The 23,785-nt window shown below is 65.3% G+C and carries 23 protein-coding genes and 1 other RNA gene; 12 read left to right on the top strand and 12 right to left on the bottom strand.

Annotated elements, in window-relative coordinates; translation table 11 throughout:
* Positions 1 to 76 precede the first annotated feature (76 nt).
* From JQ587_RS15755 to tkt, 8 genes are all read right to left on the bottom strand, one after another.
* Positions 77 to 868: an inositol monophosphatase family protein gene (locus JQ587_RS15755; protein ID WP_212425876.1), complete on the bottom strand. Its 792-nt coding sequence runs from the start codon at positions 866 to 868 to the stop codon at positions 77 to 79.
* A gap of 94 nt (positions 869 to 962) precedes the next feature.
* Positions 963 to 2,069 (bottom strand): tetratricopeptide repeat protein, encoded by a 1,107-nt coding sequence (locus JQ587_RS15760; RefSeq protein ID WP_212298315.1) that lies wholly within the window; start codon positions 2,067 to 2,069, stop codon positions 963 to 965.
* Between the two features lie 8 nt (positions 2,070 to 2,077).
* Complete coding sequence (locus JQ587_RS15765) at positions 2,078 to 2,746, bottom strand: thiamine phosphate synthase (protein ID WP_212425877.1); 669 nt, start codon at positions 2,744 to 2,746, stop codon at positions 2,078 to 2,080.
* Positions 2,747 to 2,749: 3 nt separating this feature from the next.
* On the bottom strand, positions 2,750 to 3,775 hold the full coding sequence (locus tag JQ587_RS15770; RefSeq protein WP_212298313.1) for a class I fructose-bisphosphate aldolase: 1,026 nt from the start codon (positions 3,773 to 3,775) through the stop codon (positions 2,750 to 2,752).
* 296 nt (positions 3,776 to 4,071) lie between these two features.
* Positions 4,072 to 5,139 (bottom strand): class II fructose-bisphosphate aldolase, encoded by a 1,068-nt coding sequence (gene fba / locus JQ587_RS15775; RefSeq protein ID WP_212298312.1) that lies wholly within the window; start codon positions 5,137 to 5,139, stop codon positions 4,072 to 4,074.
* Between the two features lie 51 nt (positions 5,140 to 5,190).
* Positions 5,191 to 6,387, bottom strand: a complete 1,197-nt coding sequence (locus tag JQ587_RS15780; protein WP_212425878.1) for a phosphoglycerate kinase — start codon at positions 6,385 to 6,387, stop codon at positions 5,191 to 5,193.
* A gap of 127 nt (positions 6,388 to 6,514) precedes the next feature.
* The gene (gap, locus tag JQ587_RS15785) at positions 6,515 to 7,522 is read right to left on the bottom strand and encodes a type I glyceraldehyde-3-phosphate dehydrogenase (protein WP_212298310.1); all 1,008 of its coding nucleotides are present in this window, start codon (positions 7,520 to 7,522) and stop codon (positions 6,515 to 6,517) included.
* 170 nt (positions 7,523 to 7,692) lie between these two features.
* Complete coding sequence (gene tkt / locus JQ587_RS15790; protein ID WP_212425879.1) at positions 7,693 to 9,678, bottom strand: transketolase; 1,986 nt, start codon at positions 9,676 to 9,678, stop codon at positions 7,693 to 7,695.
* 299 nt (positions 9,679 to 9,977) lie between these two features.
* Here tkt and JQ587_RS15795 point away from each other — a divergent pair, with 299 nt between their 5' ends.
* The 5 genes from JQ587_RS15795 to JQ587_RS15815 all read left to right on the top strand — a co-directional run bounded on the left by JQ587_RS15795 (position 9,978) and on the right by JQ587_RS15815 (position 12,685).
* Complete coding sequence (locus JQ587_RS15795) at positions 9,978 to 10,298, top strand: DUF4164 domain-containing protein (protein ID WP_027530137.1); 321 nt, start codon at positions 9,978 to 9,980, stop codon at positions 10,296 to 10,298.
* Positions 10,295 to 10,678, top strand: coding sequence for a cell division protein ZapA (locus JQ587_RS15800; RefSeq protein WP_212298308.1), 384 nt, complete (start codon positions 10,295 to 10,297; stop codon positions 10,676 to 10,678). Before JQ587_RS15795 ends, JQ587_RS15800 begins: the two co-directional genes overlap by 4 nt.
* Before the next feature lie 204 nt (positions 10,679 to 10,882).
* A non-coding RNA gene (ssrS, locus tag JQ587_RS15805) (6S RNA) lies at positions 10,883 to 11,043 on the top strand.
* A gap of 243 nt (positions 11,044 to 11,286) precedes the next feature.
* Positions 11,287 to 11,883 carry a 5-formyltetrahydrofolate cyclo-ligase gene (locus JQ587_RS15810; RefSeq protein ID WP_212298307.1) on the top strand — a complete coding sequence of 199 codons (597 nt, stop codon included), beginning with the start codon at positions 11,287 to 11,289 and terminating at the stop codon, positions 11,881 to 11,883.
* Positions 11,861 to 12,685 carry a TIGR00282 family metallophosphoesterase gene (locus tag JQ587_RS15815; protein WP_212298306.1) on the top strand — a complete coding sequence of 275 codons (825 nt, stop codon included), beginning with the start codon at positions 11,861 to 11,863 and terminating at the stop codon, positions 12,683 to 12,685. Before JQ587_RS15810 ends, JQ587_RS15815 begins: the two co-directional genes overlap by 23 nt.
* Before the next feature lie 330 nt (positions 12,686 to 13,015).
* Here JQ587_RS15815 and JQ587_RS15820 read toward each other — a convergent pair whose 3' ends face one another.
* Positions 13,016 to 14,440 (bottom strand): methyl-accepting chemotaxis protein, encoded by a 1,425-nt coding sequence (locus JQ587_RS15820; RefSeq protein ID WP_212298305.1) that lies wholly within the window; start codon positions 14,438 to 14,440, stop codon positions 13,016 to 13,018.
* A 107-nt stretch (positions 14,441 to 14,547) separates the two neighbouring features.
* A complete protein-coding gene (locus JQ587_RS15825) occupies positions 14,548 to 16,296 on the bottom strand; it encodes a methyl-accepting chemotaxis protein (protein ID WP_212425880.1) in 1,749 nt (582 codons plus the stop codon).
* Positions 16,297 to 16,515: 219 nt separating this feature from the next.
* Here JQ587_RS15825 and JQ587_RS15830 point away from each other — a divergent pair, with 219 nt between their 5' ends.
* From JQ587_RS15830 to JQ587_RS15860, 7 genes are all read left to right on the top strand, one after another.
* Positions 16,516 to 17,262 carry a YebC/PmpR family DNA-binding transcriptional regulator gene (locus tag JQ587_RS15830; RefSeq protein ID WP_212298303.1) on the top strand — a complete coding sequence of 249 codons (747 nt, stop codon included), beginning with the start codon at positions 16,516 to 16,518 and terminating at the stop codon, positions 17,260 to 17,262.
* Positions 17,263 to 17,338: 76 nt separating this feature from the next.
* Positions 17,339 to 17,866 (top strand): crossover junction endodeoxyribonuclease RuvC, encoded by a 528-nt coding sequence (gene ruvC, locus JQ587_RS15835; RefSeq protein WP_212298302.1) that lies wholly within the window; start codon positions 17,339 to 17,341, stop codon positions 17,864 to 17,866.
* A complete protein-coding gene (gene ruvA, locus JQ587_RS15840) occupies positions 17,863 to 18,480 on the top strand; it encodes a Holliday junction branch migration protein RuvA (protein ID WP_212298301.1) in 618 nt (205 codons plus the stop codon). Before ruvC ends, ruvA begins: the two co-directional genes overlap by 4 nt.
* A 125-nt stretch (positions 18,481 to 18,605) precedes the next feature.
* A complete protein-coding gene (ruvB, locus tag JQ587_RS15845; protein WP_349629505.1) occupies positions 18,606 to 19,664 on the top strand; it encodes a Holliday junction branch migration DNA helicase RuvB in 1,059 nt (352 codons plus the stop codon).
* 130 nt (positions 19,665 to 19,794) lie between these two features.
* Positions 19,795 to 20,718: a metallophosphoesterase gene (locus tag JQ587_RS15850; protein ID WP_212298300.1), complete on the top strand. Its 924-nt coding sequence runs from the start codon at positions 19,795 to 19,797 to the stop codon at positions 20,716 to 20,718.
* Between the two features lie 68 nt (positions 20,719 to 20,786).
* Positions 20,787 to 21,236, top strand: a complete 450-nt coding sequence (gene ybgC / locus JQ587_RS15855) for a tol-pal system-associated acyl-CoA thioesterase (RefSeq protein WP_194466161.1) — start codon at positions 20,787 to 20,789, stop codon at positions 21,234 to 21,236.
* 77 nt (positions 21,237 to 21,313) lie between these two features.
* On the top strand, positions 21,314 to 21,781 hold the full coding sequence (locus tag JQ587_RS15860; protein ID WP_212298299.1) for a nuclear transport factor 2 family protein: 468 nt from the start codon (positions 21,314 to 21,316) through the stop codon (positions 21,779 to 21,781).
* 207 nt (positions 21,782 to 21,988) lie between these two features.
* On the opposite strand, the gene JQ587_RS15865 is transcribed toward JQ587_RS15860, so the two are convergent.
* Positions 21,989 to 22,741, bottom strand: a complete 753-nt coding sequence (locus JQ587_RS15865) for a type 1 glutamine amidotransferase (protein ID WP_212425881.1) — start codon at positions 22,739 to 22,741, stop codon at positions 21,989 to 21,991.
* A gap of 44 nt (positions 22,742 to 22,785) precedes the next feature.
* Positions 22,786 to 23,712 carry a LysR family transcriptional regulator gene (locus JQ587_RS15870; RefSeq protein WP_212298296.1) on the bottom strand — a complete coding sequence of 309 codons (927 nt, stop codon included), beginning with the start codon at positions 23,710 to 23,712 and terminating at the stop codon, positions 22,786 to 22,788.
* Positions 23,713 to 23,785 lie beyond the last annotated feature (73 nt).

The raw sequence follows: 23,785 nt of genomic DNA on the forward strand, positions 1-23,785 counted from the left end.
GCTGGTAAGGAGCGCACGCTGTCTCACCCCCTCGCCCCGCAAGCGGGGCGAGGGGGCGCACCGTCGATGCGTCGCGCTACGCTGGCTTCCGCAAAATCTTCACCAGCTCGCCGTGCACGAACTCGTTGCCGCACACGACGTGACCCGTCAGCAGCGGATCGCCCGGCGTGTTGATGTCGCTCACGGTGCCACCGGCTTCGCGCACCATCAGCATGCCGGCGGCGATGTCCCAGGATTGCAGATTGCGCTCCCAATAGCCGTCGAGGCGGCCAGCGGCGACGAAGGCGAGATCGAGCGAGGCGGCGCCGAAGCGGCGCAGGCCTGCGACGCGATCCTGGATCGCGGTCATCTCGCGGCGGAATTCCTCGTGGTCGCCGCGGCCGATATGGGGCAGGCCGCAGGCGACCACGCATTCGTTGAGCTGGCGGCGGCCGGCGACGCGCAGGCGCTGGTCGTTGAGGAAGACGCCCTTGCCGCGCTCGGCGATGTAGAGCTCGTCATTGGCGGGATTGTAGATCACGCCGGCGATCACGGTGCCTTCACGCGCGAGCCCGATCGAGATCGCGAATTGCGGAATGCCGTGCAGGAAGTTGGTGGTGCCGTCCAGGGGATCGACGATCCAGGTGTGGCTCTTGTCGGTGCCCTCGCGCTGTCCCCCTTCCTCGCCGATGAAGCCGTAGCCGGGTCGCGCCTTGGCGAGGTCCTGGTAGAGGATCTCCTCGGCGCGCTTGTCGGCGAGCGAGACGAAGTTGGCCGGCCCCTTCAGCGAGACCTGGAGATGCTCGATCTCGCCGAGATCGCGCTTGAGGCTGCGGCCGGCACGGCGCGCAGCTTTGACCATGACGTTGATAGTTGCGGAATACAGCATGAGATCAGTCTTTATCGGGGAGGGGCGCGAAACCGCGCCATTTGAGGGGATTGGGTGCCCCGCGAGGGGCCAAACGTCAAGTGATTGCGTCAAGTCATTTGGTCCCGAGCCATTTCTTGGCGGCGGCCTCCGCCTTGGCCTGGTCCTCAGGGGGGAGCTGCGAAAATTGCTTATCGAGCTCGGGTTCGCCCTTGCCGGCGGTTCGGGCGACAAGATGCCATTTGAACCCCTCGATCTTGTCGACCGGTGTCCCGTCGCCGTAGATCATCACCCAAGCCAGTCGGCTTTGCGCGATCGCGCTGCCCTGGCGGGCAGCCTTACGCAACAGCGCCACGGCAGCCGGCTTGTTCTGCGGCGTGCCGGTGCCGTTGAACAGGGCGATGGCATATTCGACCTCGGCATCGACATTGTCGGCCAGCGAGGCCGCCTGGAGCAGCCGCACCGACCGTTCGGGGTCCTTCGGCACCCCGGTGCCCTCCTTGTAGAAGGTCGCGAGCGCGTATTGCGCCTCGGGCAGGCCGGCGTCGGCCGCCTGGCGCAACAGCTCGGCGGAGCGCTTGACGTCCTGCGGCAGGGTCTGGCCGTCGAGATAAAGCAGCGCGAGATTATAGGCCGCCTTGGGCTCGCCGAGCTTGGCGGCGGAGGCCATCAGCTTGACCGCCTCGCCCTTGTCGACCGGGCCGCCGCGGCCGGCCATGCGCAGCATGGCGAGCGCGAACATCGCCTCGCGGTCGCCGGCATCGGAGGCGCGCTTGTACCACTCGACCGCCTTGGCGTAGTCGCGCCGGATGCCCATGGCGTTGGAATAGAGCTCGCCCAGCATGGTCATGGCCTTGGCATCGCCGGTCTTGGCGCGCGCGCTGGCGAGGTCGAAGGCGGTCTTGTACTGGCCGCGCTGATAGGCGCCGAACACCAGGTCGACGTTGGAATTGTCGGTCGCCGGCGCCGGAATCACGGTGGCCGGCAGCGTCGGGCTCGGCGAGGCCGACGGCTTTGGCGCCGGCGCGGCCTCCTTCTTCTTGGTGATCGTGTGCGGCGCGGCCTTCGGCTTGTCTTTTGCCGCGTCCTTGGGCGCTTCTTTGGGCTTCTGCTTGTCGGGCGCAGGGCTCGGGATCGTGGCCGGCGGCGTGAGCTGGAGCTGCGCAGCCGCAGGCGTTGCCAGGACCAGCGCGGCCAGAAGCGTGATGCGAGGGAGCTTCATGGCGGGCGCTAGCCCTGGCCCACGGCAGCAGCCGTGAAGGCCTTCTTGATCGTGGCATCGGCCTCGATCAGCGCCGCTTTGGGGCCGCGCGGGTCGGCCCAGACGAGATCGCCGACCAGCACGAAATCGGCGCCGCTGGCGGCGAAGTCATGCGCCTCCTCGAACGACATGGCGAAGCCGACGCAGGGCGGCTCGAACAGCTCGGCCCACCAGTCGAGCCGCTCGGCGATTGCCTGAGGAGAGGGGCGCTGGCCGTTGGCGTCGGGCTCGCCGAACAGCAAATAGTCGGCGCCCGTCTCGCCCGCTTCCATGGAATGGTGCCGCGTCGTCAGCCCGCCGACGCCGGCGATGCGATCGGGCTTGAGCGACGGCATCGCCTCTTTCAGTGCGGCGATGCCGGGGAGATGCGCGCCGTCGGCGCCGCCGCGCGCGACGAGCTCAGGATGGTCGTCGACGAGCAGGGCCGCGCCGGCATTCTGCACGACCGGGGCCAGGGCCTTGATCCGCGAGATCATGGTGCGCTGGTCGGTCTCCTTCAGCCGCACCAGCACCGCTGCAACGTCGGCGGCTGCGAGCAGGCCCGGCAGCTCGGCAACAAGCGATGCGGGATCATCGACAACAGGCGTCGCGAGATAAAGGCGTGGCGCCGGGCGCGGCGGAGGCGGTTTGTTCGACAAGATCTAGGCTGCCTTCTTTTCCAGGCTGCTTTGCCATTCGCCCTTGGAGGCGAGGCCGTTCATGCGCGCACGATGACTGAATGCGTCTTGTCCGGCCGTAACATTCTCAGGCCTGCCCGACCAGGCCTTCTGCGGCGCGGCCTGCAGCGCGCGGCCATAGGAGAAGGTCAGGCCCCAGGGCAGCGGGCCGAGCTTGTGCATGGCGTTGAGATGCGCGGTCGCATCCTCATCGGATTGGCCGCCGGAGAGGAAGGCGATTCCGGGCACGGCCGCCGGCACGCAGGCCTTCAGCAGCCGGATCGTCTTCTCCGCGACTTCCTCGACGGAGGCCTGCTTTGCGCATTTCTTGCCCGAGATCGCCATGTTCGGCTTCAGCACCATGCCCTCGAGCGCGACGCGCTGCACCCGCAATTCCTGAAACGTCTTGTTGAGCACGCGGCTCGTAACGTCGTAGCAGCGGTCGATGTCGTGATCGCCGTCCATCAGCACCTCAGGCTCGACGATCGGCACGATCTGCGCGGCCTGGCACAGCGCGGCGTAACGCGCCAGCGCGTGGGCGTTGACGCTGATTGCGGTCATCGAGGGAACGCCGCTGGCGATGTCGATCACCGCGCGCCATTTGGCGAAGCGCGCGCCGCGTTCGTAATATTTCTTCAGCCGCTCGGCGAGCTTGTCGAGTCCGATGGTGACGAGCTCGCCCGGGCACATCGGTAAGGCTTGCGTGCCCTCGTCGACCTTGATGCCGGGAATGGCGCCGCTCTGTTCGATCAGCTTGACCAGCGGCGTGCCGTCTTTCGCGTCCTGCCAGATCGTCTCGTCATAGAGGATCACGCCCGAGATGTACTGGCTCATGGCCTCCTTGGAGCGGAACAGCATCTCGCGATAGTCGCGGCGGTTGCCTTCGGTCGATTCCACGCCGATCGCGTCGAATCGCTTCTTGATGGTGCCGGAGGATTCGTCGGCGGCAAGGATGCCCTTGCCGCGCGCGACCATGGCGGTCGCGACCTTGTTGAGCTCAGTCAGATTCATCGAGAGGTCCTCCCAAAACGATTCTGCCCTTGCCTGTGAAAATAGACGGTTCTCGGGCAATTGCCGAGTTAACGTTGGTCGCAGGGTAAAGGGGGGAGGTCGTCGGGGATACGTTTGGCCGGGCTGGCTGCCCTCAACCTCGCCCCGCTTGCGGGGAGAGGTCGGACTTTACGCGACGCGTAAAATCCGGGTGAGGGGGTACAGGTCTATCGGTAGGGCACAACTCGCGGAGAGAGCCCCTCACCCCAACCCTCTCCCCGCGAAAAGCGGGGCGAGGGAGCGATAGAGCGCGATCGTTACGCGACCTTCGGATCCAGCTCGCCCTTGGCGTAGCGCTTGGCCATGTCGGCGGGGGTCAGGATCTTCTTGAACTTGGCGGCCTGGCCTGCGGTGTTGAACTCCTGGAGCCGCTGCTTGCACAGCTTGGTCATCGCTTCCATCGCCGGCTTCAGATATTTGCGCGGATCGAACTCTTCCGGATTGTCCTTCAGCACTTTCCGGATCTGGCCGGTCATGGCCATGCGGTTGTCGGTGTCGATGTTGATCTTGCGCACGCCGTTCTTGATGCCGCGCTGGATCTCGGCGACCGGCACGCCCCAGGTCGGCTTCATCTTGCCGCCATAGGCGTTGATGATGTCCTGCAGGTCCTGCGGCACCGACGAGGAGCCGTGCATGACCAGATGCGTGTTCGGCAGCTTGCGGTGGATCTCCTCGATCACATTCATGGCGAGGATGTCGCCGTCGGGCTTGCGGGTGAACTTGTAGGCGCCGTGCGAGGTTCCCATCGCGATCGCGAGCGCGTCGACCTTGGTCTCCTGGACGAACTTCACCGCCTCGTCCGGATTGGTCAGGAGCTGGTCGTGGCTCAGCTTGCCTTCGGCGCCGTGGCCGTCCTCCTTGTCGCCCATGCCGGTTTCGAGCGAGCCGAGCACGCCTAACTCACCCTCGACGGAGATACCGCCGAGATGGGCCATGTCGGTCACCGTCTTGGTCACGCCGACATTATAATTCCAGTCGCCGGGGGTCTTGCCGTCGGCCTTGAGCGAGCCGTCCATCATCACCGAGGTGAAGCCGGCCTGGATCGCCGTCATGCAGGTCGCGGCCTCGTTGCCATGGTCGAGATGCACGCAGACCGGAATGTGCGGGTAGATCTCGGTCACGGCGTCCATCATGTGCTTGAGCATGACGTCGTTGGCGTAGGAGCGCGCACCGCGCGAGGCCTGGATGATGACGGGCGCGTCGACCTGGTTGGCCGCGTCCATGATCGCCAGCGCCTGTTCCATGTTGTTGATGTTGAAGGCCGGTACGCCGTAATCGTTCTCTGCCGCATGGTCGAGCAATTGACGCAACGTGATCCGAGCCATGTGTGTTCTTCTCCGTTTGGGCCTCTCGGGCCGCTTGTTTCTTGCCTTGAATTACTTGGTGCGAAGCACTTCGACGCCGGGCAGCGGCTTGCCTTCCATCCATTCAAGAAATGCGCCGCCGGCGGTCGAGACATAGGTGAACTGACCGGCCACATGGGCCTGGTTAAGGGCCGCAACCGTGTCACCGCCACCCGCGATCGAGATCAGCTTTTTCGCCTTGGTCCGCTCAGCGGCGTGCTTGGCGGCCGCGACCGTGCCGCGGTCGAACGGCTGCATCTCGAAGGCCCCGAGCGGGCCGTTCCAGACCAGCGTGGCGGCATCGTCGATCGCGGCTTGGACGCGCACGATCGACTGCGGGCCGACGTCCAGGATCATGCCGTCGGCCGGAATCGCATCGAGGCCGTAAGCATGCGAGGGCGCATTCGCGGCGAAATGATAGGCAACCGTCGCATCGACCGGCAGGATGATGGCGCAATTGGCCGCTTCCGCCTTCTCCATGATGCGCACCGCAGTCGCGGCGAGATCCTTCTCGGCCAGCGACTTGCCGACCGCGACGCCCTGGGCGTGCAGGAAGGTGTTGGCCATGCCGCCGCCGATCACGAGCGCGTCGACCTTGTTGACGAGGTTTTCGAGCAGGTCGATCTTGGTCGAGACCTTGGCGCCGCCGATGATGGCGATGACGGGCTTGGTCGGCGAGCCCAGCGCCTTCTCCAGCGCATCCAGCTCGGCCTGCATGGTGCGGCCGGCATAGGCCGGCAGCTTGTGACCGAGGCCTTCGGTCGAAGCGTGGGCGCGGTGCGCCGCCGAGAACGCATCGTTGACCCAGATGTCACCGAGCTTTGCGAGCTCCGCGACGAAGGCCGGATCGTTCTTCTCCTCTTCCTTGTGGAAGCGGGTGTTTTCCAGACAGAGGATGTCGCCGTCCTGCAACGCCGCCACGGCCTTGGCCGCGGGCTCGCCGATGCAGTCCTCGGCGAAGGCGACGGGCTTCTTCACGACCTTCGACAGCGCTTCGGCGACGGGCTGGAGCGAGTCCTTGGCATCACGCCCCTTCGGCCGGCCGAAATGCGCGAGCAGGATGACCTTGCCGCCCTTGTCCGAGATTTCGGTGATGGTCGGCGCGACGCGCTCGAGCCGGGTTGCGTCGCTGACGCGGCCATTGTCCATGGGCACGTTGAGATCGACGCGCAGCAGCACGCGCTTGCCCTTCACATCAACGTCGTCGAGGGTGCGGAATTTGTTGGTCATCTCTGGCTCTCTGTCCCGGGCCTCTGGTCATTCCGGGGCGCGCGTAGCGCGAACCCGGAATCTCGGAGATTCCGGGTCTGGTCCTTCGGACCATCCCGGAATGACGGTGCTCGAATGCGCCAGATCCTTACAGCACCTTCGACATCGCGACGGCGGTGTCGGCCATGCGGTTCGAGAAGCCCCACTCGTTGTCGTACCAGGACATCACGCGCACCAGCGTGCCGTTCTGCACCTTGGTCTGGTCCTCGTGGAAGGTCGAGGAGTGCGGGTCGTGGTTGAAGTCGATCGAGACGTTCGGCGCGGTGGTGTAGCCGAGCACGCCCTTGAGCTGCTGCTCGCTGGCGCGCTTCATCGCCGCGTTGATTTCCTTGGCGTCGGTGGCGCGCTTGGCGACGATCTTGAGATCGACGACCGAGACGTTCGGGGTCGGCACGCGGATCGCGACGCCGTCGAGCTTGCCCTTCAGCTCGGGCAGCACGAGGCCGATGGCCTTGGCGGCGCCGGTCGAGGTCGGGATCATCGACATCGCAGCCGCACGGCCGCGGTAGAGATCCTTGTGCAGCGTGTCCAGCGTCGGCTGGTCGCCGGTATAGGCGTGGATCGTGGTCATGAAGCCGGTCTCGATGCCGACGAGATCGTTCAGCACCTTGGCGACAGGCGCGAGGCAGTTGGTGGTGCAGGAACCGTTGGAGACGACCAGATGATCCTTGGTCAGCGTGTCGTGGTTGACGCCGAAGACGATGGTGGCGTCGGCGCCGTCGGCCGGGGCGGAGACCAGCACGCGCTTGGCGCCGGCGGCCAGGTGCGCGGAGGCCTTGTCCTTCGAGGTGAAGATGCCGGTGCATTCCAGCGCGATGTCGATGCCGAGATCCTTCCACGGCAGCTTCGAGGGATCGCGCTCGGCGGTCACCTTGATCTTGTTTGCGCCGAGGCTGATCGAGTCGCCGTCGACGGTCACGGTGCCGGGGAAGCGGCCATGGACGCTGTCGAAGCGAAGGAGATGGGCATTGGTCTCGACCGGACCGAGATCGTTGATGCCGACGACCTCGATGTCCTTGCGGCCGGACTCGGCGATAGCCCGCAGGACGTTGCGGCCGATGCGACCAAAACCGTTAATTCCAACGCGGACTGCCATGTTTCGTCTCCTTATGACCGTTCAGTGACGGCTGTTCAATAACCCCATCGTCCCGCACAACGCGCTTTGCGCGCCTGCGAGGGTTTTTTAGAGGCGGACGCCCGGTTCGGCCGGGCGATGCTTGATCATATGAGAGACTACGTAGTCCTTTTTTTTGGCAACCTCAACTCTCAGCTGACGCGCTTCAGCACAGCGTTAACCGCAGCCTCGGCGGTAATGCCGAAATGCTTGTAGAGATCCTTCGCCGGCGCGCTGGCGCCGAAGGAATGCATGCCGATAAATTCGCCATCCTGGCCGATCACGGCATCCCAGCCCCAGCGCACCGCGGCCTCGATTGCGACCTTCACCGGTGCATTGCCGATGATGGCGGCGCGCTTGGCCTCTGGTTGCGCTAACAACAGCTCCAGCGAGGGCACCGAGACCACCCGTGACGCGATGCCGCGCTCGGCGAGCTGCTTCTGGGCGGCCACTGCGATCTCGACCTCGGAACCGGAAGCGAACAGCGTCGCCTTGGCTTCGCCCTGGACGGCGACCAGCTCGTAGGCGCCGGCCGCGCAAGGGTTGTCATTCGGCGCGGTGGTGCGGAGCTGCGGCAGGTTCTGTCGCGTCAGCGCCAGCGTGGTCGGACCGTCGATGCGGTTCAGCGCAAGCTCCCAGCACTCGGCCACCTCCATGGCGTCGCAGGGACGGAACACGCGCATGTTCGGAATGGCGCGGAGCGCGGCGAGATGCTCCACCGGCTGGTGGGTCGGGCCGTCTTCGCCGAGGCCGATGGAATCATGTGTCATCACATAGACGACGCCGGCGCCCATCAGTGCGGCCAGGCGCATCGCAGGCCGCGCGTAGTCGGTGAACACCAGGAAGGTCGCGCCGTTCGGCGCGAAGCCGCCGTGCAGGAAGATGCCGTTCATCGCCGCGGCCATGCCGTGCTCACGGATGCCGTAATGGATGAAGCGGCCTTTCGGCGTCTTGGCGGAGAAGGCGGTCGCCGACTTCGCCTTGTTGTTGTTGGAGCCGGTGAGGTCGGCCGAGCCCGCCAGGAACTCCATCGGCATCGCGCCGGCAATGACTTCGATCACGGCTTCCGACGACTTGCGGGTGGCGGCCGTCATCGGCTTTTCCAAGAGCTCTTTCTTGTAGGCGCGCACGGCCTTTGCCAGCGAAGCCGGACGCTCGTGGCGTAGGCGGCGCTCGAACTCGGCGCGCTTGCGGCTGCCGAGCTCACCGAGACGTCCTTCCCATTCCTGGCGTGCCGTCGCACCACGGCTGCCGGCTGCACGCCAGGCCTTCAGCACATCGTCCGGCACCGAGAACGGCTCGAGCGAGATGCCGAGGTTTTCCTTCGCGGCCTTGAGCTCGTCGGCGCCGAGTGCTTCGCCATGCGCCTTCGCCGTGCCGGCCTTGTGTGGCGCGCCGAAGCCGATGGTGGTGCGGCAGGCGATCAGCGTCGGCTTGTTGGATTTCTGCGCGCGGGTGATCGCTGCGGCGATGGCAACCTGGTCATGGCCGTCGATCTTCTCGGCGGCCCAGCCGGCCGATTTGAAGCGCTTCACCTGATCGACGGAGTCGGAGATCGAGGTCGGGCCGTCGATCGAAATGCCGTTGTCGTCGTAGAGCACGATCAGCTTGCCGAGCTTCCAGTGACCAGCCATGGCGATCGCTTCCTGCGATACACCTTCCATCAGGTCGCCGTCGGAGGCGAGCACGTAGGTGTGATGGTCGACGATCTTCTTGCCGAACTCGGCGGCGAGCATCTTCTCGGCGAGCGCCATGCCGACCGCGGTCGAGATGCCCTGGCCGAGCGGGCCGGTGGTGGTCTCGATGCCCTTGGTGTGGAAGTTCTCGGGGTGACCCGGCGTCAGCGAGCCGAGCTGACGGAAGTTCTTGAGCTGGTCCAGCGTCATCCCTGCGTTGCCGGTCAGGTACAGCAGCGAATAGAGCAGCATCGAACCGTGGCCGGCCGAGAGCACGAAGCGGTCGCGGTCGGGCCAGTCGATTGCAGCGGCGTCGAATTTCAGAAATTGCGTAAACAGCACCGTGGCGATGTCGGCGGCGCCCATCGGTAGCCCGGGATGGCCCGATTTCGCCTTCTCGACAGCGTCCATCGAGAGGCCACGGATCGCGTTGGCCATACGGGTGTGGTCGACTTGCGTCATGTCTGAAATCCGTCTGAAATGAGGCGCTTGGCGGTGGTGCGGGCCGCGTGGGAGGAGCTTGGCGGCCACGAAAGGTGGGGGCTGGGATAGCACCTCGGTTCCGGGAGTCCAAGGCAATCAAACGTCGGTTTGGCCGTAAAAGTTGCTTAGCAGTGCATAGTTTCGCGGCGGCGTTGCGCTCGGCTAGCTTGCCACGTAAATTTCTGCTTCTAACCGCTTGCCGAACCGAGTCTTTTGCCGGACGGCAAGCTCCGAGGTAAAGGCCACGGGCTAAGCCCATAGGTTCCGCCGCTGACTGCATGAACGATCGCGTATCCAACAGCTCTGCCATGACGGAGTCCTCTGCCGTCGAGATCGAGATCGCGACCCGCAGGCTCACGGCGGCGCTCGATGCGCTCGAAAGCGCGGTCGAGCGAAGGCGCGATGCCGACCGTGACGAGAACGAGCTCGCGACACGGATTCAGGCGCTGGGCGCAGACCGTTCGCGGCTTGCCGACGAGCTCGACGGCGCGCTGGTGAAGGCGCGCAAGCTCGAGCGCACCAACCGCGAGATCTCCGATCGGCTGGATTCCGCGATCGTCACGATACGCTCGGTGCTCGATACCGGAGAGGACGGATGAGCCACATCAACGTCACCATCAACGCCCGGCAATATCGTATGGCCTGCGAGGAAGGTCAGGAAGTCCGGCTGTTGAAGCTTGCGGAGAGCCTGGAGACGCGGATTCAGTCGCTGCGTGGAAAATTCGGAGAGATCGGCGATGCCCGTCTCACCGTGATGGCAGCGCTGACCGTTTGCGACGAACTGATCGACGCCGGCAACCGCATCCGCGCCATGGAGCAGGAACTCGTTGAGCTCCGGGATTTCCGTAATGCCGCCGTCGAGCGCGCCCGGATGACCCAGACCGCCGTGGTCAACGCGCTGAACGCCGCCGCCGAACGCATCGAGAAGTCGACCCAGGTCTTGAACCGGACCGTCGGCAACGGGATCGCGATCGGGTAGGGCTGCCACCACGCGGGCGGTGCGCTCCCTCCCTCGCTTGCGGGGGAGGGTTGGGGAGAGGGTGTCTCCGCCGGGCGAGAACCCCCAAGAGGAGAGAACCCTCACCCGCCGCGCTTTGCGCGTCGACCTCTCCCGCAAGCGGGAGGAGGTGAGTAACCGGCAGCCGGGCTGGCGATTCGTCAGTATCGTTGTTACATTGCGCAAGCGAGGCTGCGACGCGCGTCCGGAGCCATATATCCCCGGGGCCTTATCGATCCTTTAGGGAACTGTCCCTGGCCGGGCCCGTGGGCCCGGACATATGGTGCCCACCTACTTTCGTAGGGAACTCCGGGATCGAGTGCTTCAACGGCGTCCGCGGCTTCGCACTTTTGTTGGCCTGTTCGTTTCTGTCGAAATTGCGTCCCCTACACGCTTGCGGTTCTATTGAGGCTCGGTGTCATGCCCCGCCTAGTGCGCAATTGCGCACGGGGGGCGGGGCATCCAGTACGCCGCGGCGTCGAGGTCTAGCACTGCGTCTCTGGAATACTGGATCACCCGCCCCAGTGCGAAAGAGCGCACAAGGCGGGTGATGACGGCGGAGCAAGACTTTGCCCTCGGGAAAAGCGCACATGACCAACACCAAATCCGAACTCCGCGCCAAAGCCCTCGCGGCGCGCGATGCGCTGAGCGAGAAGAAACGCATCACGGCCGCTGCAAAACTCGCCAAGCGCGGGCTGCCGTTCGAGTTGCTGCCCGGCAGCATCGTTTCCGGCTATTCGCCGATCCGCAGCGAGATCGATCCGATCCCGCTGATGAAGAAGCTCGCCGAAGAAGGCGCCAGGCTGGCGCTGCCCTGCGTCACCGCGCGCGGTCAGTCGCTGATCTTCCGCCTCTTCCATCCGAACGACCGCCTGATGCTCGGCCCGCTCGGCATTCCCGAGCCGTCGCCGGCAGCAGCCGAAGTCATTCCCGACATCATGCTGACGCCGCTTGCGGCATTCGACCGTCTCGGCCATCGCATCGGCTATGGTGCAGGGCATTACGATGTCACCTTCGCGCATTTGCGGAAAACCAAGCACATCGTCGGCATCGGGCTCGCCTTTGCGGCGCAGGAGATCAAGGCGGTGCCGGCACTATCGCACGACGTGGCGCTGGATTATGTGCTAACGGAATCCGACGTGTTCGATTTCCGGAGTTCTGAAGTTGCGCATTCTCTTCGTGGGTGATGTCGTCGGCCGTAGCGGGCGTAACGCCATCGCCGAATATCTCCCCGGCATGGTCAAGGACTGGTCGCTCGATTTCGTCGTCGTCAACGGCGAGAATTCGGCCGGCGGCTTCGGCATCACGGAGGCGATCTATCAGGAGTTTCTCGACGCCGGCGCCGATGCGGTGACGCTCGGCAATCATTCCTGGGACCAGCGCGAAGCCCTGGTCTTCATCGAGCGCGCCGAGCGCCTGGTGCGTCCCGCGAACTATCCGCGCGGCACGCCCGGCCGCGGTGCCGCTTTGGTGGAGACCAAGAACGGCAAGCACGCCCTCGTCGTCAACGCGCTCGGCCGCGTCTTCATGACCCCGTTCGACGATCCCTTTGCTGCGCTCGAGCGCGAGCTCGGCGCCTGTCCGCTCGGCGTTGCAGCCGATGCCATCGTCGTCGACTTCCATTGCGAAGCGAGCAGCGAGAAGCAGGGCATCGGCTTCTTCTGCGACGGCCGCGCCAGCCTCGTCGTCGGCACGCATACGCATGTGCCGACCGCCGATCACCAGATCCTGTCGGGCGGCACCGCCTACATGACCGATGCCGGCATGACCGGCGATTACGACTCGATCATCGGCATGCAGAAGGAAGAGCCGCTGCGGAGATTTACCTCAGGAATTCCGTCGGGCCGGTTCGAGCCGGCGGCGGGTGCGGCGACGCTCAGCGGGGTTGCGGTCGAGACGGATGACGCGACGGGGCTCGCACTCAAGATCGCGCCGGTGCGTGTGGGCGGAAGGCTGGAGCCTGCAACGCCGAAATTCTGGTTGAGCTGAATGGCGGCGCTGCACACTCGGTGTCGTCCTGGCGAAAGCCATAATCCCGGGGAGTAGTTGCTGCGCGAAGCTGGTCACTCCGAGCCTTCGCAAAACGTCCGCTGCGGCGTATGGGTCCCGGATCTGCGCTTCGCTTGTCCGGGACGACGGCAGAGATTGACGCGCGGTCACGTGTCAATCTCGCCCCACGCGACTCCACTGTCGGAAAAATTGTGCGCCTGTTTTGCCCGTCCGAGCCAAATTGCGTCGCGGCCTGGCGGCGCAAGCCGTTGATTCCCCACGCCTCGGCTACGGTGCATGGGGTTGTTTTTCAGGTTTTGATTCGACGGCTCAGCCCTGCCGGAATCCCATCCGGAACGCGCCCCAATGCTTGCCGCGGACCATGATCGGCGAGGAGAGGTCCTTCATCAGCACGAACTGCCCGCCGCCCATGTCGCGGCGGTAGGTCTGGAGCAGGAAGGGTTTTGTGTTGGCCGCGACCTTCTTCACGGTGCGATCGGTGAACAGGCGGCGGTTGCGGCAATTGGCGTTGTTCCAGACCGGATCCTTGCCCTGGGGCAGGCGGTAGTTCGGATTGTGCGTCGGCAGGTAGCCGCCCCTGGCCCAGGCGACGCAGAACACGATGCGCGGATCCGACTTCTGGATCGGGTCCTGAATCGCCGGCAGCACGCGGTCGGTGAAGTCGACGTAGTTGGTGTTGTACTGCTTGGGATCGGTCCCGGCGATCTCGCGGTAGTTTTCGTCCATGAGCTGGTCGAGCGTGATCTCGCCGCGGTCGATTGCGGCTTCGAACTCGGCGGAGATCCGCTTGGCGGTGTCGACGACGACACGTATCAGCGGTGCGTCCGATGTCTCCACACCGCTGTCGGCGATCAGCGCGATCAGGCCTTCGGAGGTGTCGAGCAGTTTTGTCACGCGCTGGTCGGCGCTCTTGAGGTCGCGCGAGGAGAGGTCGACGCCCCTGGCGAGCTCGTTGAGCTCGCTGATCACGGTGTCGCAATGGCCGAGATTGGAGGTCGCCGCGCGCGTGACGCTGTCGATCTCCGCTTCCACGGATGCGAATCCCTGCTGGACCCGCGAAATGATGCCGGAGATCTGCTGGGCGCCTTCGCCGGCGGTCTTGGCGCGCTGCGAGGCGTCGCTGCTTTCGCCGATCAGGCCTTCGATCTGGCCGTCGAGATCGCGCACGGTGTCGGAGATCTGATGCGTGGCCTGGCGGGTGGCTTCGGCGAGGTTCTTCACCTCGCTTGCGACCACCGCAAAACCGCGACCCGCGTTGCCCGCGCGCGCCGCCTCGATGGTGGCGTTCAGCGCCAGCAGATTGGTCTGTTTCGCGATCGCCTCGATCGAGCCGGACACCTTTGCCACCTGCGCCAGCGCCGAGCCGACGGCACTGAGGCGCGCCTCGATCCGCTCCACCGCCGCCACCAGCTCGGAGATGTGGCTGACGGCGGTATCGACCGCGCTGCGCGACTGCGCGATCTCGCCGACCGCCGCCGACGTGGTCGTCTGCACGGCCTGCGAGGCATTGGCGATGTCGTGATTGGCCGAGACCATCGTCTCCGCCGTCTTCTGCAGGTGGTGGAACCGTTCCGACTGGTTGGCCACGCGGCTTGCGACTTCCTGGACATTGCCGGCGATGTCGGCGAGCTCCACGCCAAGACCGCCGATGCGATCGGCAAGCTGGTCGATCAGCCGCTCGGCCAGCGTCCGGTTGGAGCCGGTGTCCAGTACTGCAAGTTGTGCGAGGGACATTTACGGGCTTTCTTCAGGCGGAGCCGTCCATCGGCTCACCGCGGCATTCCCATTCCAATTCCGACGTTAAAGGATGATTCGCGCCCGGCGTCTTGCCTGAGCGTGCACTACAGCTTGTAAGCTGTGCGGAATCCACCCCAATGCCGGCCCTGCACGCGGATCGGGACGTCGATCTCGCGCATCATCACGGTATTCCCATTGCCCATGTCACGCGCGTAGCTCTGGACCAGGTACGAGCGCAGGTTGCGCGCGGCGGCCAACCCCGCCGGATCGTTGAAAATTCGCCGGTTGCGGCTGTTGGCCGTATTCCAGGCGGTATCGCCCGGTCGCTGCGGATGCGAATAGATCTTGTTGTGGACCGGCAGGAAGCCGTTGCGGTCGACCATGGCGCAGAACGCCATGCGTGGTTCCCTGGCGAGAAAGGCTTCCTGGAACGGCGGCAAAGCCCGGTCGGCCCAATCAAGATATTTTGTGCGGTATTGCTGCGGATTGGTGCCCGCGATCTCCGCGTAGTCCGTGTCGAAGAGGTCATCCATTTTGACCTCGCCGCGCGCGACCGCCTGCTCGAATATCCGGGTCAGCGCGTTGCCCGCCTCCATCGCGCGGGTGACGAACTCCGTGTTCTCCTCGTGGATCGACCAGAGCTTGTCTTCGATCTTCTCGCGCAGTGCGGGATCGGGGGCGACGAATTGTGCACGGGCGCCGGCCTTGGCTTGCTCGACCACGCGCAGCCGGCAGGTGCCGACGTCTTCGAGGGTGCCGTCGATGATCGCCTGCGGCGTGAGCCGGCTTGCCTCCGCACCGCCGATCAGCACGCCGTCCATCGCGATCTCATAGACCGGCAACATGCCGCGTGTGCTCTCGAATTTGAGATGGCACGGCAGCCGCTCGGTCTTGCGGCGGTCGTCGTGCTCGCTCTGCTTGAGCAGGACCGCGCAGCGCGATTTCAGCTTCTGCGCGAAGGTCGTCACGGCCTTGCCGGCGCTGGCGACGTTCTCGCCATGGGTCTCGGCGGCCTTGGTCGCGGCGTCGATCTCGGCCGCGCTCTCGCCGACCGAGATGATGAATTCCGATGCGCTTGTCGCGTTGCCGGAGACTTCGCTGGTGGTGGCGTTCTGCTCGGCCACGGCGCCGTTGACGGTGTCGAACACCGGACGGATTGCCTCGATGGCCTGCGAGATCCGGTGCACGGCGTCCGCGGAGCCTGCAGCATCGCGCTGGAGCGCGTCGATCTTCTTGGAGATCTCCTCGGTCGCCCCCTGGGTTTGCACCGCGAGCGCTTTGACCTCGGTGGCGACGACGGCGAATCCTTTGCCGGCGGCGCCGGCGCGCGCGGCCTCGATCGTGGAGTTGAGCGCGAGCAGGGTCGTCTGCCGCGCGATCTGCGCGATCAGGTTGACGACGTTGCCGATCGCAGCCGAAGATTCCCGCAAGCGATCGACGTTGGCGCGGGCTTCCTGTGCCGCGGCGCTGGCCTCGTCGGCGAGCTTGCCGGCCTCACGAACCTGTGCGCCGATGCCCTGCGCGGATTGGGTGAATTTGTCCGCGGCATGCGCAAAGCCCGAGGCGTTCGACTGCGCGGCATTAGTCCGCCCTGTCAGCGCGTCGGTGCGCTGGCGGATATCGGCCAGCGTTGCCGCCGTGGCCTCGGCGCCGCCCGCCACCGAATTGGCGGCCCGCTCGAGCTGGCGGATCATGGCACCCAGCTCGAGTTCCAGCAGTTCCAGGATCTCCCGGGCCGAATCACCTTCGGGAGCGGGGGCCGCCTCGGAATTGGCTGGCGACTGCGCGGCCTGCGGAGCAGCCGCAGGCGCAGCCATCTCCGGCAGACGCTTCCGAAATAGTCCGAACGCCATCAGGTCTCTCTTGTCGGGGGACGGTCAGGCGTTATTTTCGCAGTCCGGAATGAAATCAGGGTTAACAATGCCCGACATCCAGCCACGGACCATTCCGGGGGTACCGCTACAGTGCTACCTCAAAGCAGCTGAGCCCTTTGATTCCGGCGGGTTGGCGGCCTATAAGGCCGCGCTTCCCACCGTTACCTTTGGCTGACGATCCTCTAGAGAAGACCACGCATGGCCGGACATTCCCAATTCAAGAACATCATGCACCGCAAGGGGCGGCAGGATGCCCAGAAGTCGAAGCTGTTCGGCAAGCTGGCGCGGGAAATCACCGTCGCGGCCAAGCTGGGCACGCCTGACCCGAACATGAATCCACGCCTGCGCGCGGCCATCATCGCGGCGCGGCAGGAGAACATGCCGAAGGACAATATCGAGCGCGCGGTCAAGAAGGCGCTCGGTAATGAGGGCGAGAACTATGACGAGATTCGCTACGAGGGCTACGGCCCGGGCGGCGTCGCCGTCATCGTCGAGGCGCTGACCGACAACCGCAATCGCGCGGCCTCCGACATCCGCTCCTTCTTCACCAAATCCGGCGGCAATCTCGGCGAAACCGGCTCCGTCTCCTTCATGTTCGACCGCACCGGCATCATCGAATACGACCGCAGCGTCGCTGACGACGACGCGGTGCTCGATGCCGCGATCGAGGCCGGCGCCGACGACGTGGTCTCGGGTGAAGGCGGCCATGAAATCTACGCCTCGACCGAAGGTTATCGCGACGTCGCCAAGGCGCTGGAAGCCAAGTTCGGCGAGCCGCGCAAGGCCGCGCTGATCTGGAAACCGCAGAACACGGTCGCGGTCGACGACGAGACCGGCGAGAAGCTGCTCAAGCTGATGGACCTGCTCAACGAGCACGACGACGTCCAGAACGTCTACGCCAATTTCGAGGTGTCGGACGCGCTGGTCGCGAAGATGGGCGGGTAGGGCGCAGGCGCCTTTCCCCGGGGACTTCTGTTCTGTTTCTGTTTCGCTATCATGGGCCAACCGCTATCACTGGCCCATGACCGCGCTCCCGATTCGCCAACCCGTTCGCATCATCGGAATCGACCCCGGCCTGCGCCGTACCGGCTGGGGCGTGATCGAGGCCGACGGCAACCGATTGATCTACGTCGCCTGCGGTTCGGTGGAACCGCCGGACGATCTGCCGCTGTCGAGCCGGCTGCTCGCGATTCACGAGGGGCTCGCCTCCGTGCTGTCCGATCACAAGCCGATGGAAGCGGCGGTCGAGCAGACGTTCATCAACAAGGACGGCGCCGCGACGCTGAAGCTGGGCCAGGCCCGCGGCGTCGCCATGCTGGCGCCAGCAATGTTCGGCATCTCTGTCGCCGAGTACGCGCCGAACCAGGTCAAGAAGACCGTGGTCGGCGCCGGTCATGCCGACAAGCAGCAGATCGGAATGATGCTGAAGATCCTACTGCCGAAGGCCGAGCCTCCGACGGCGGACGCCGCCGATGCGCTCGCGATCGCCATCACCCACGCCCATCATCGCCAGAGCACGGCGCTCAGGCTGAAGGTGGCGGGACTATGATCGGCAAGCTCAAAGGTCTGATCGATTCCTACGGCGAGGATTATGTCGTCCTCGACGTCGGCGGCGTCGGCTATCAGGTGCATTGCTCGGCGCGTACGCTGCAGCATCTGCCTTCGCCGGGCGAAGCGGCCGTGCTGTCGATCGAGACCTATGTCCGCGAGGACCAGATCAAGCTGTTCGGCTTCCGCACCGACCAGGAGCGCGAATGGTTTCGCCTGCTCCAGACCGTACAGGGCGTCGGCGCCAAGGTCGCGCTCGCGGTGCTCGGCACGCTGGCGCCGGCCGATCTCGCCAACGCCATTGCTCTGCGCGACAAGGCCGCGGTGGCGCGCACGCCCGGCGTTGGGCCCAAGGTTGCCGAGCGCATCGTCACCGAGCTGAAGGACAAGGCGCCGGCGTTTGCCAATGTCGATCCCGCCGTCGTGCATCTCGCCGGTGCCGTCGACGATCAGCGCGCGCCGCGTCCGGTTGCGGACGCGATCTCCGCGCTCGTCAATCTCGGCTATGGCCAGCCGCAGGCGGCCGCGGCGATCGCCTCGGCCTCGCGCAGCGCGGGTGAGAATGCCGAAACGGCACAGCTCATTCGCCTCGGCCTCAAGGAGCTCTCGAAGTGAGCGCGTCAATAGTCAGTCTCGCAGGGTGGGCAAAGCGCAGCGTGCCCACTACCTTTGGAGCGATCGGGGACATGGTGGGCACGGCGCGAAGGGCGCCTTTGCCCACCCTACGAGGAGTTGGCTGAGTGAGCGATCCCAAGGCCAATCGCATGGTTTCGCCCGAGCGCCGCAGCGACGATGTCGGCGACACTGCGCTGCGTCCGCAGTCGCTGTCCGATTTCGTCGGCCAGCAGCAGGCGCGCAAGAATCTCTCGATCTTCATCGAAGCCGCCCGCAAGCGCGGCGAGGCGCTGGATCACGTGCTGTTCGTCGGCCCTCCGGGGCTCGGCAAGACCACGCTCGCGCAGATCGTGGCCAAGGAACTCGGCGTCGGTTTTCGCGCCACATCAGGCCCCGTGATCGCCAAGGCCGGCGATCTCGCAGCGCTGCTGACCAATCTCGAAGAGCGCGACGTGCTCTTCATCGACGAGATCCATCGCCTCAACCCCGCGGTGGAAGAAGTTCTCTATCCCGCGATGGAGGATTTTCAGCTCGACCTCATCATCGGCGAGGGGCCGGCGGCGCGCTCGGTCAAGATCGAGCTGTCGAAATTCACCCTGGTCGGCGCCACCACGCGCGCGGGTCTGTTGACCAATCCCTTGCGCGATCGCTTCGGCATTCCGGTCCGGCTCAACTTCTATACAATCGAGGAGCTCGAGAGCATCGTCAGCCGCGGCGCGCGCGTGCTCAATGTCGGCATGAGCGCCGATGGTGCCAACGAGATCGCGCGCCGCGCCCGCGGCACGCCGCGTATCGCCGGGCGCCTGCTCAGGCGTGTGCGCGATTTTGCCTCGGCGGCGAATGCCGATACGATCGATCGCAAGATCGCCGACCATGCGCTCAGCGCGCTCGAGGTCGACGCCGCCGGCCTCGACGCGATGGATCGCCGCTATCTCACCACCATCGCGCAAAACTACGGCGGCGGCCCGGTTGGCGTGGAGACGATGGCGGCCGCCTTATCCGAGCCACGTGATGCGATCGAGGACATCATCGAGCCCTACCTGATCCAATGCGGCTATCTCCAGCGCACGCCGCGCGGCCGCCTGCTGACCTCGCACGCCTTTCGCCATCTCGGCATTGCCGAGCCGTCGCGCGATGCCGCGGCCCAGTTCGGCCTGTTCGGCACGGACGAGAGCGACGACTGATCTCGCGCAAGGGCAGCGTGCTCCGATTCTCATGAATTTCCGGTAATCTCGTGCAGGCGATCTGCACGAGCGCACCCCAATTCCGCTTCAATCGAGCCGCATCACGGGGCTGCATCATCATCGGGCTATCATGATCACGCGCCGTCATCTCATCCGTTCCATGGGCGGTCTCTCCGCCCTCGGCGTCTCGACGGCGGCCTATGGGGTCGGCGTCGAGCCGGTGCTGCGGCTTCGCGTCACCCGCTATCATCCGATGCCGCGGCAATGGCCCGCGGATTTTCCATTGAAGATTGCCGCGATCGCCGACATCCATGCCTGCGATCCCTGGATGTCGCTGGAGCGGATCGAGGCAATCGTCGACCGTACCAACGCGCTGAATGCCGATCTCATCGTGCTGCTCGGCGACTATGTTGCCGGCCTTCATCAGGTCACGCGCATCATTCCGGCGAACGAATGGGCCAAGGTGCTGACCGGCCTCAGGGCGCCACTCGGCGTCCATGCGGTCATGGGCAATCACGATTACTGGGCCGACAGAAACGTGCAACAGGCAGGGCAAGGACCGACGGTCGCGCATCGCGCGCTGGAAGCGGCCGGCATTCCCGTCTACGAGAATGACGCCGTCCGCCTCCGCAAGGATGGCCGCCCGTTCTGGCTCGCCGGCCTCGGCGATCAGCTCGCCTTTCTGCCGGCGCGGCGCTTCCGGAGCACGGGACGCTTCGGCGCCGATGATCTCAATGCGACGCTCGCCAAGGTCACCGACGACGCGCCGGTGATCCTGCTCGCGCATGAGCCCAACATCGCGCCGCGCGTGCCTGCTCGTGTCGCATTGCAACTGTCCGGCCACACCCATGGCGGCCAGATCCGCCTGCTCGGCTGGTCGCCGGCCGTTTCGCGTCAGCATGGCCTCCGGCTCGCCTATGGTCACTTCCGCCTGAAGTGCGACGTCATCGTTTCCGGCGGCCTCGGTTGCAGCATCATGCCGGTCCGCGTCGGTGTGCCGCCCGAGATCGTCGAGGTGACGCTGGGGCGGGCACCCGTGGCGGCTGTGTCCTAGCCGCGCTTGCGCGGCCGGCCGTTTTTGCGCACAACGGGCCGGCAGCGACAAGCGAAGAGGCTCGCGACGTGACAGCTCATCTCGACGGCGAGATCCGCGACGGCCGCCATCATATGCAGGTCCGTGTCTATTACGAGGACACGGATTTCTCCGGCATCGTCTATCATGCCAATTATCTGCGCTACATGGAGCGCGGCCGCACCAATCATCTGCGGTTGATGGGCGCCGAGCAGCAGGCGCTGTTCGATCAGCCCGAGACGGAAGGTGCCGGCTTTGCCTTCGTCGTGCGCTCGATGCATCTCGACTTCCTCAAGCCTGCGCGAATGGACGACGTGCTCGACGTCGTGACCTGGCCGGTCGCGGTGAAGGGCGCGTCGATCATGCTGGCGCAAGAGGTGCGGCGCGGAGAGGACGTGCTTGTGAAGGCCGAAGTGCGCGTCGCCTTCATCAGCGGCGGCCGCGCACAGCCGATCCCCAAATCGATCCGCACGCTGATGAAGGCTGATCTGATTTCGTGATCGCCCGATAGGGGATCGCCTCTCGACTCCATGGCGAGCGGGGATAGATTACGGTCCCGCAAACCGATGAGGCCATCATGTCGCGCCCACCGCTTCCGCCCTTCACCCGAGAGACCGCTGCGCAGAAGGCTCGCATGGCCGAGGACGCCTGGAATTCGCGCGATCCGGTGCGCGTATCGCTCGCCTACACCGAGGACAGCCGCTGGCGCAATCGCTCGGAAGTGTTTCAGGGGCGCGAGGCCATCGTCGCATTCCTCACCCGCAAGTGGGAGAAGGAGCACGACTACCGCCTGATCAAGGACCTCTGGGCCTTCGACGACAACCGCATCGCCGTGCGCTTCCAGTACGAATGGCACGACGCAGGCGGCCAGTGGTATCGCTCCTACGGCAACGAGCAGTGGGAGTTTGACGAGCACGGTCTGATGCGGCGGCGCGAGGCCTCGATCAACGACATCGCGATTGCAGAGAAGGACCGCCGGTTTCACTGGGCGGCGCCGGGACCGCGGCCGGCGGATGTGCCGGGGTTGGGAACGGATCCGTTCTGATCACCTAACCGCCCGCATCGCTCTTGCCTTTCACTTTTGGGAAGTCCTCCCAAAACCACATACCGCCTAACGCCGTCACGAAACCGGCGGCCATTAGCATCCAGCCCTTCCACCGAAGTGCGAAGAACAGGAGATAGACTGCAGCCCCCAGCCCTACGACAAGTAAGGCGAATGCAAACATCAGGCTTACCGTGCGACGAATTGGACTCATTCCCTATCCAGCCTAAGACGTCCAGAGGTGCGCGACCGAGGCGCCGTGCGCTTTGCGAGAAACCTAGTAATCGCCCCACCGAGCTTCGCGCTGTCCATCGGCTCGGTCAGCGACGCCCTTGCCGTCGCCACGACCTCATCCGGCGCCTTGCCGTCGCGCAGCTCGCAGCACACCTGCGCGAACTCCACGTCGAATTCGGGATGCGGCTGCACCGTCAACGTCGCGCCGTTGGCGTAAAGCAGGCCGGCGTGCGGGGTGAACTCGGACGAGAGGATCGTCAGCGCATCGTTCGGCGGCTCGATGACCTGGTCCTGATGTGAGGCGGCGATCGCAACCGCCTCGCCCTCGACGACGCCGTTCTCCGGCAGCACCTGATAGACGTGCCGGCCGATGCCCCAGCCCTTCTCGGATTTGCGCACGGTGCCGCCGAGCGCCTGTGCGATCAGCTGATGGCCGAAGCAGATGCCGACCATCGGCGTCTTGTTGGCGTAGGCGGTGCGCACGAAATCTTCCAGCGGCGCGATCCAGTCCAGTCCGTCATAGACGCCGGCGGCAGCACCGGTGATCAGCACGGCTTCGAGCTTGCCCGGGTCGGGTAGCGCATCGCCATTCGGAATGCTGACGACGTCGACCGTGGCCGTCGGGTCTTCGGCGTGGACCATGCGCTCGAACATGTCCGGAAACGAGCCGTGCTGCTCGCGGTATTTTTGCGGAACCTGTCCGGTCTCGATGATGGTGATGCGTGCCATAATTTTTTACCCAGACGTGCCCCTCAGGTCAAAGGCTGCGAAGCTCAGTCGCTTCCTGCCCCATGTTGCTGGTGTGGCGCTGTGTGCTCCAACAGCGCACTCTCCTTGCGGATCTCGCCGAGAAAGGCTTTGGCCAGGCGCGACAGCGGCTCCGCCTCCGACCATAGCATGTAGGCGACCGCGCGGGTCGTCGGCGTGAATGGCCGGACGACGAGGCCATGGCCGCCGTTCTGGCGCGGCGAGAAGGGATCGACCACGGCGGCGCCGACGCCGGCGGCTGCGAGCACGCAGGCCGTGTTGCAATAGCGCACCTCGACCGTCGCCTGGAACGGCGCGCCGGCCCTGGCAAAACTGTCGCGCACGGCCTCGCCAAGCCGCGTGCCGCGCTCGAGCCCGATGAAGGGCAGGCCGGACAGATCGGAGGCCGAGATCACCGGCCTGTCGGCGAGTGGGTGCTGAGGCGGCAGCACGCAGACCATTTCGCCGGTGTGCACCACCTCATGCGCGATGCCGGGATGATGCGTCAGGCCGAGCGCGAAGCCGAGTTCGGCGACCCGGCTGAGCACGCCCTCGATGATGCCCTCATAGCGGCGCACGTCGAAGAACACGCGCGTCTCCGGACGGCGGCGCAGGAAGCCTGACAATGCGGAGGGAATGATGCTGTAGGCGAGCGGAGGCGTCGCCACGATCGCGAGATGCCCGGCGCGGTTCTCGCGCAGATCGCGCACGCGGTTCTCCAGCTTGGCGTGCAGCGCGAAGATCGCCTCGCTCTCCTTGTAGAGCGCCATTGCCTCTGCGGTCGGAAACAGCCGGTTGTTGACGCGCTCGAACAGCGCGAAGCCCGCCTGTGCCTCCATCGTCTTCAGCGCATTGCTGACTGCGGGCTGCGACAGTGCCAGCTCGTCGGCCGCCGCCACAGTGGTGCGGTGGCGGATGACGGCACGCAGGATCTCGAGCTGACGCAGGTTCATATCACTGCCGATTATACTCAGGGCCAAAACATCATAGCACCATGAATTGCTTTTGCAGCCCCACTTGCGCCTA

It is taken from the genome of Bradyrhizobium manausense (genome assembly GCF_018130615.1).
Classification (GTDB): Bacteria; Pseudomonadota; Alphaproteobacteria; order Rhizobiales; family Xanthobacteraceae; genus Bradyrhizobium; species Bradyrhizobium manausense_A.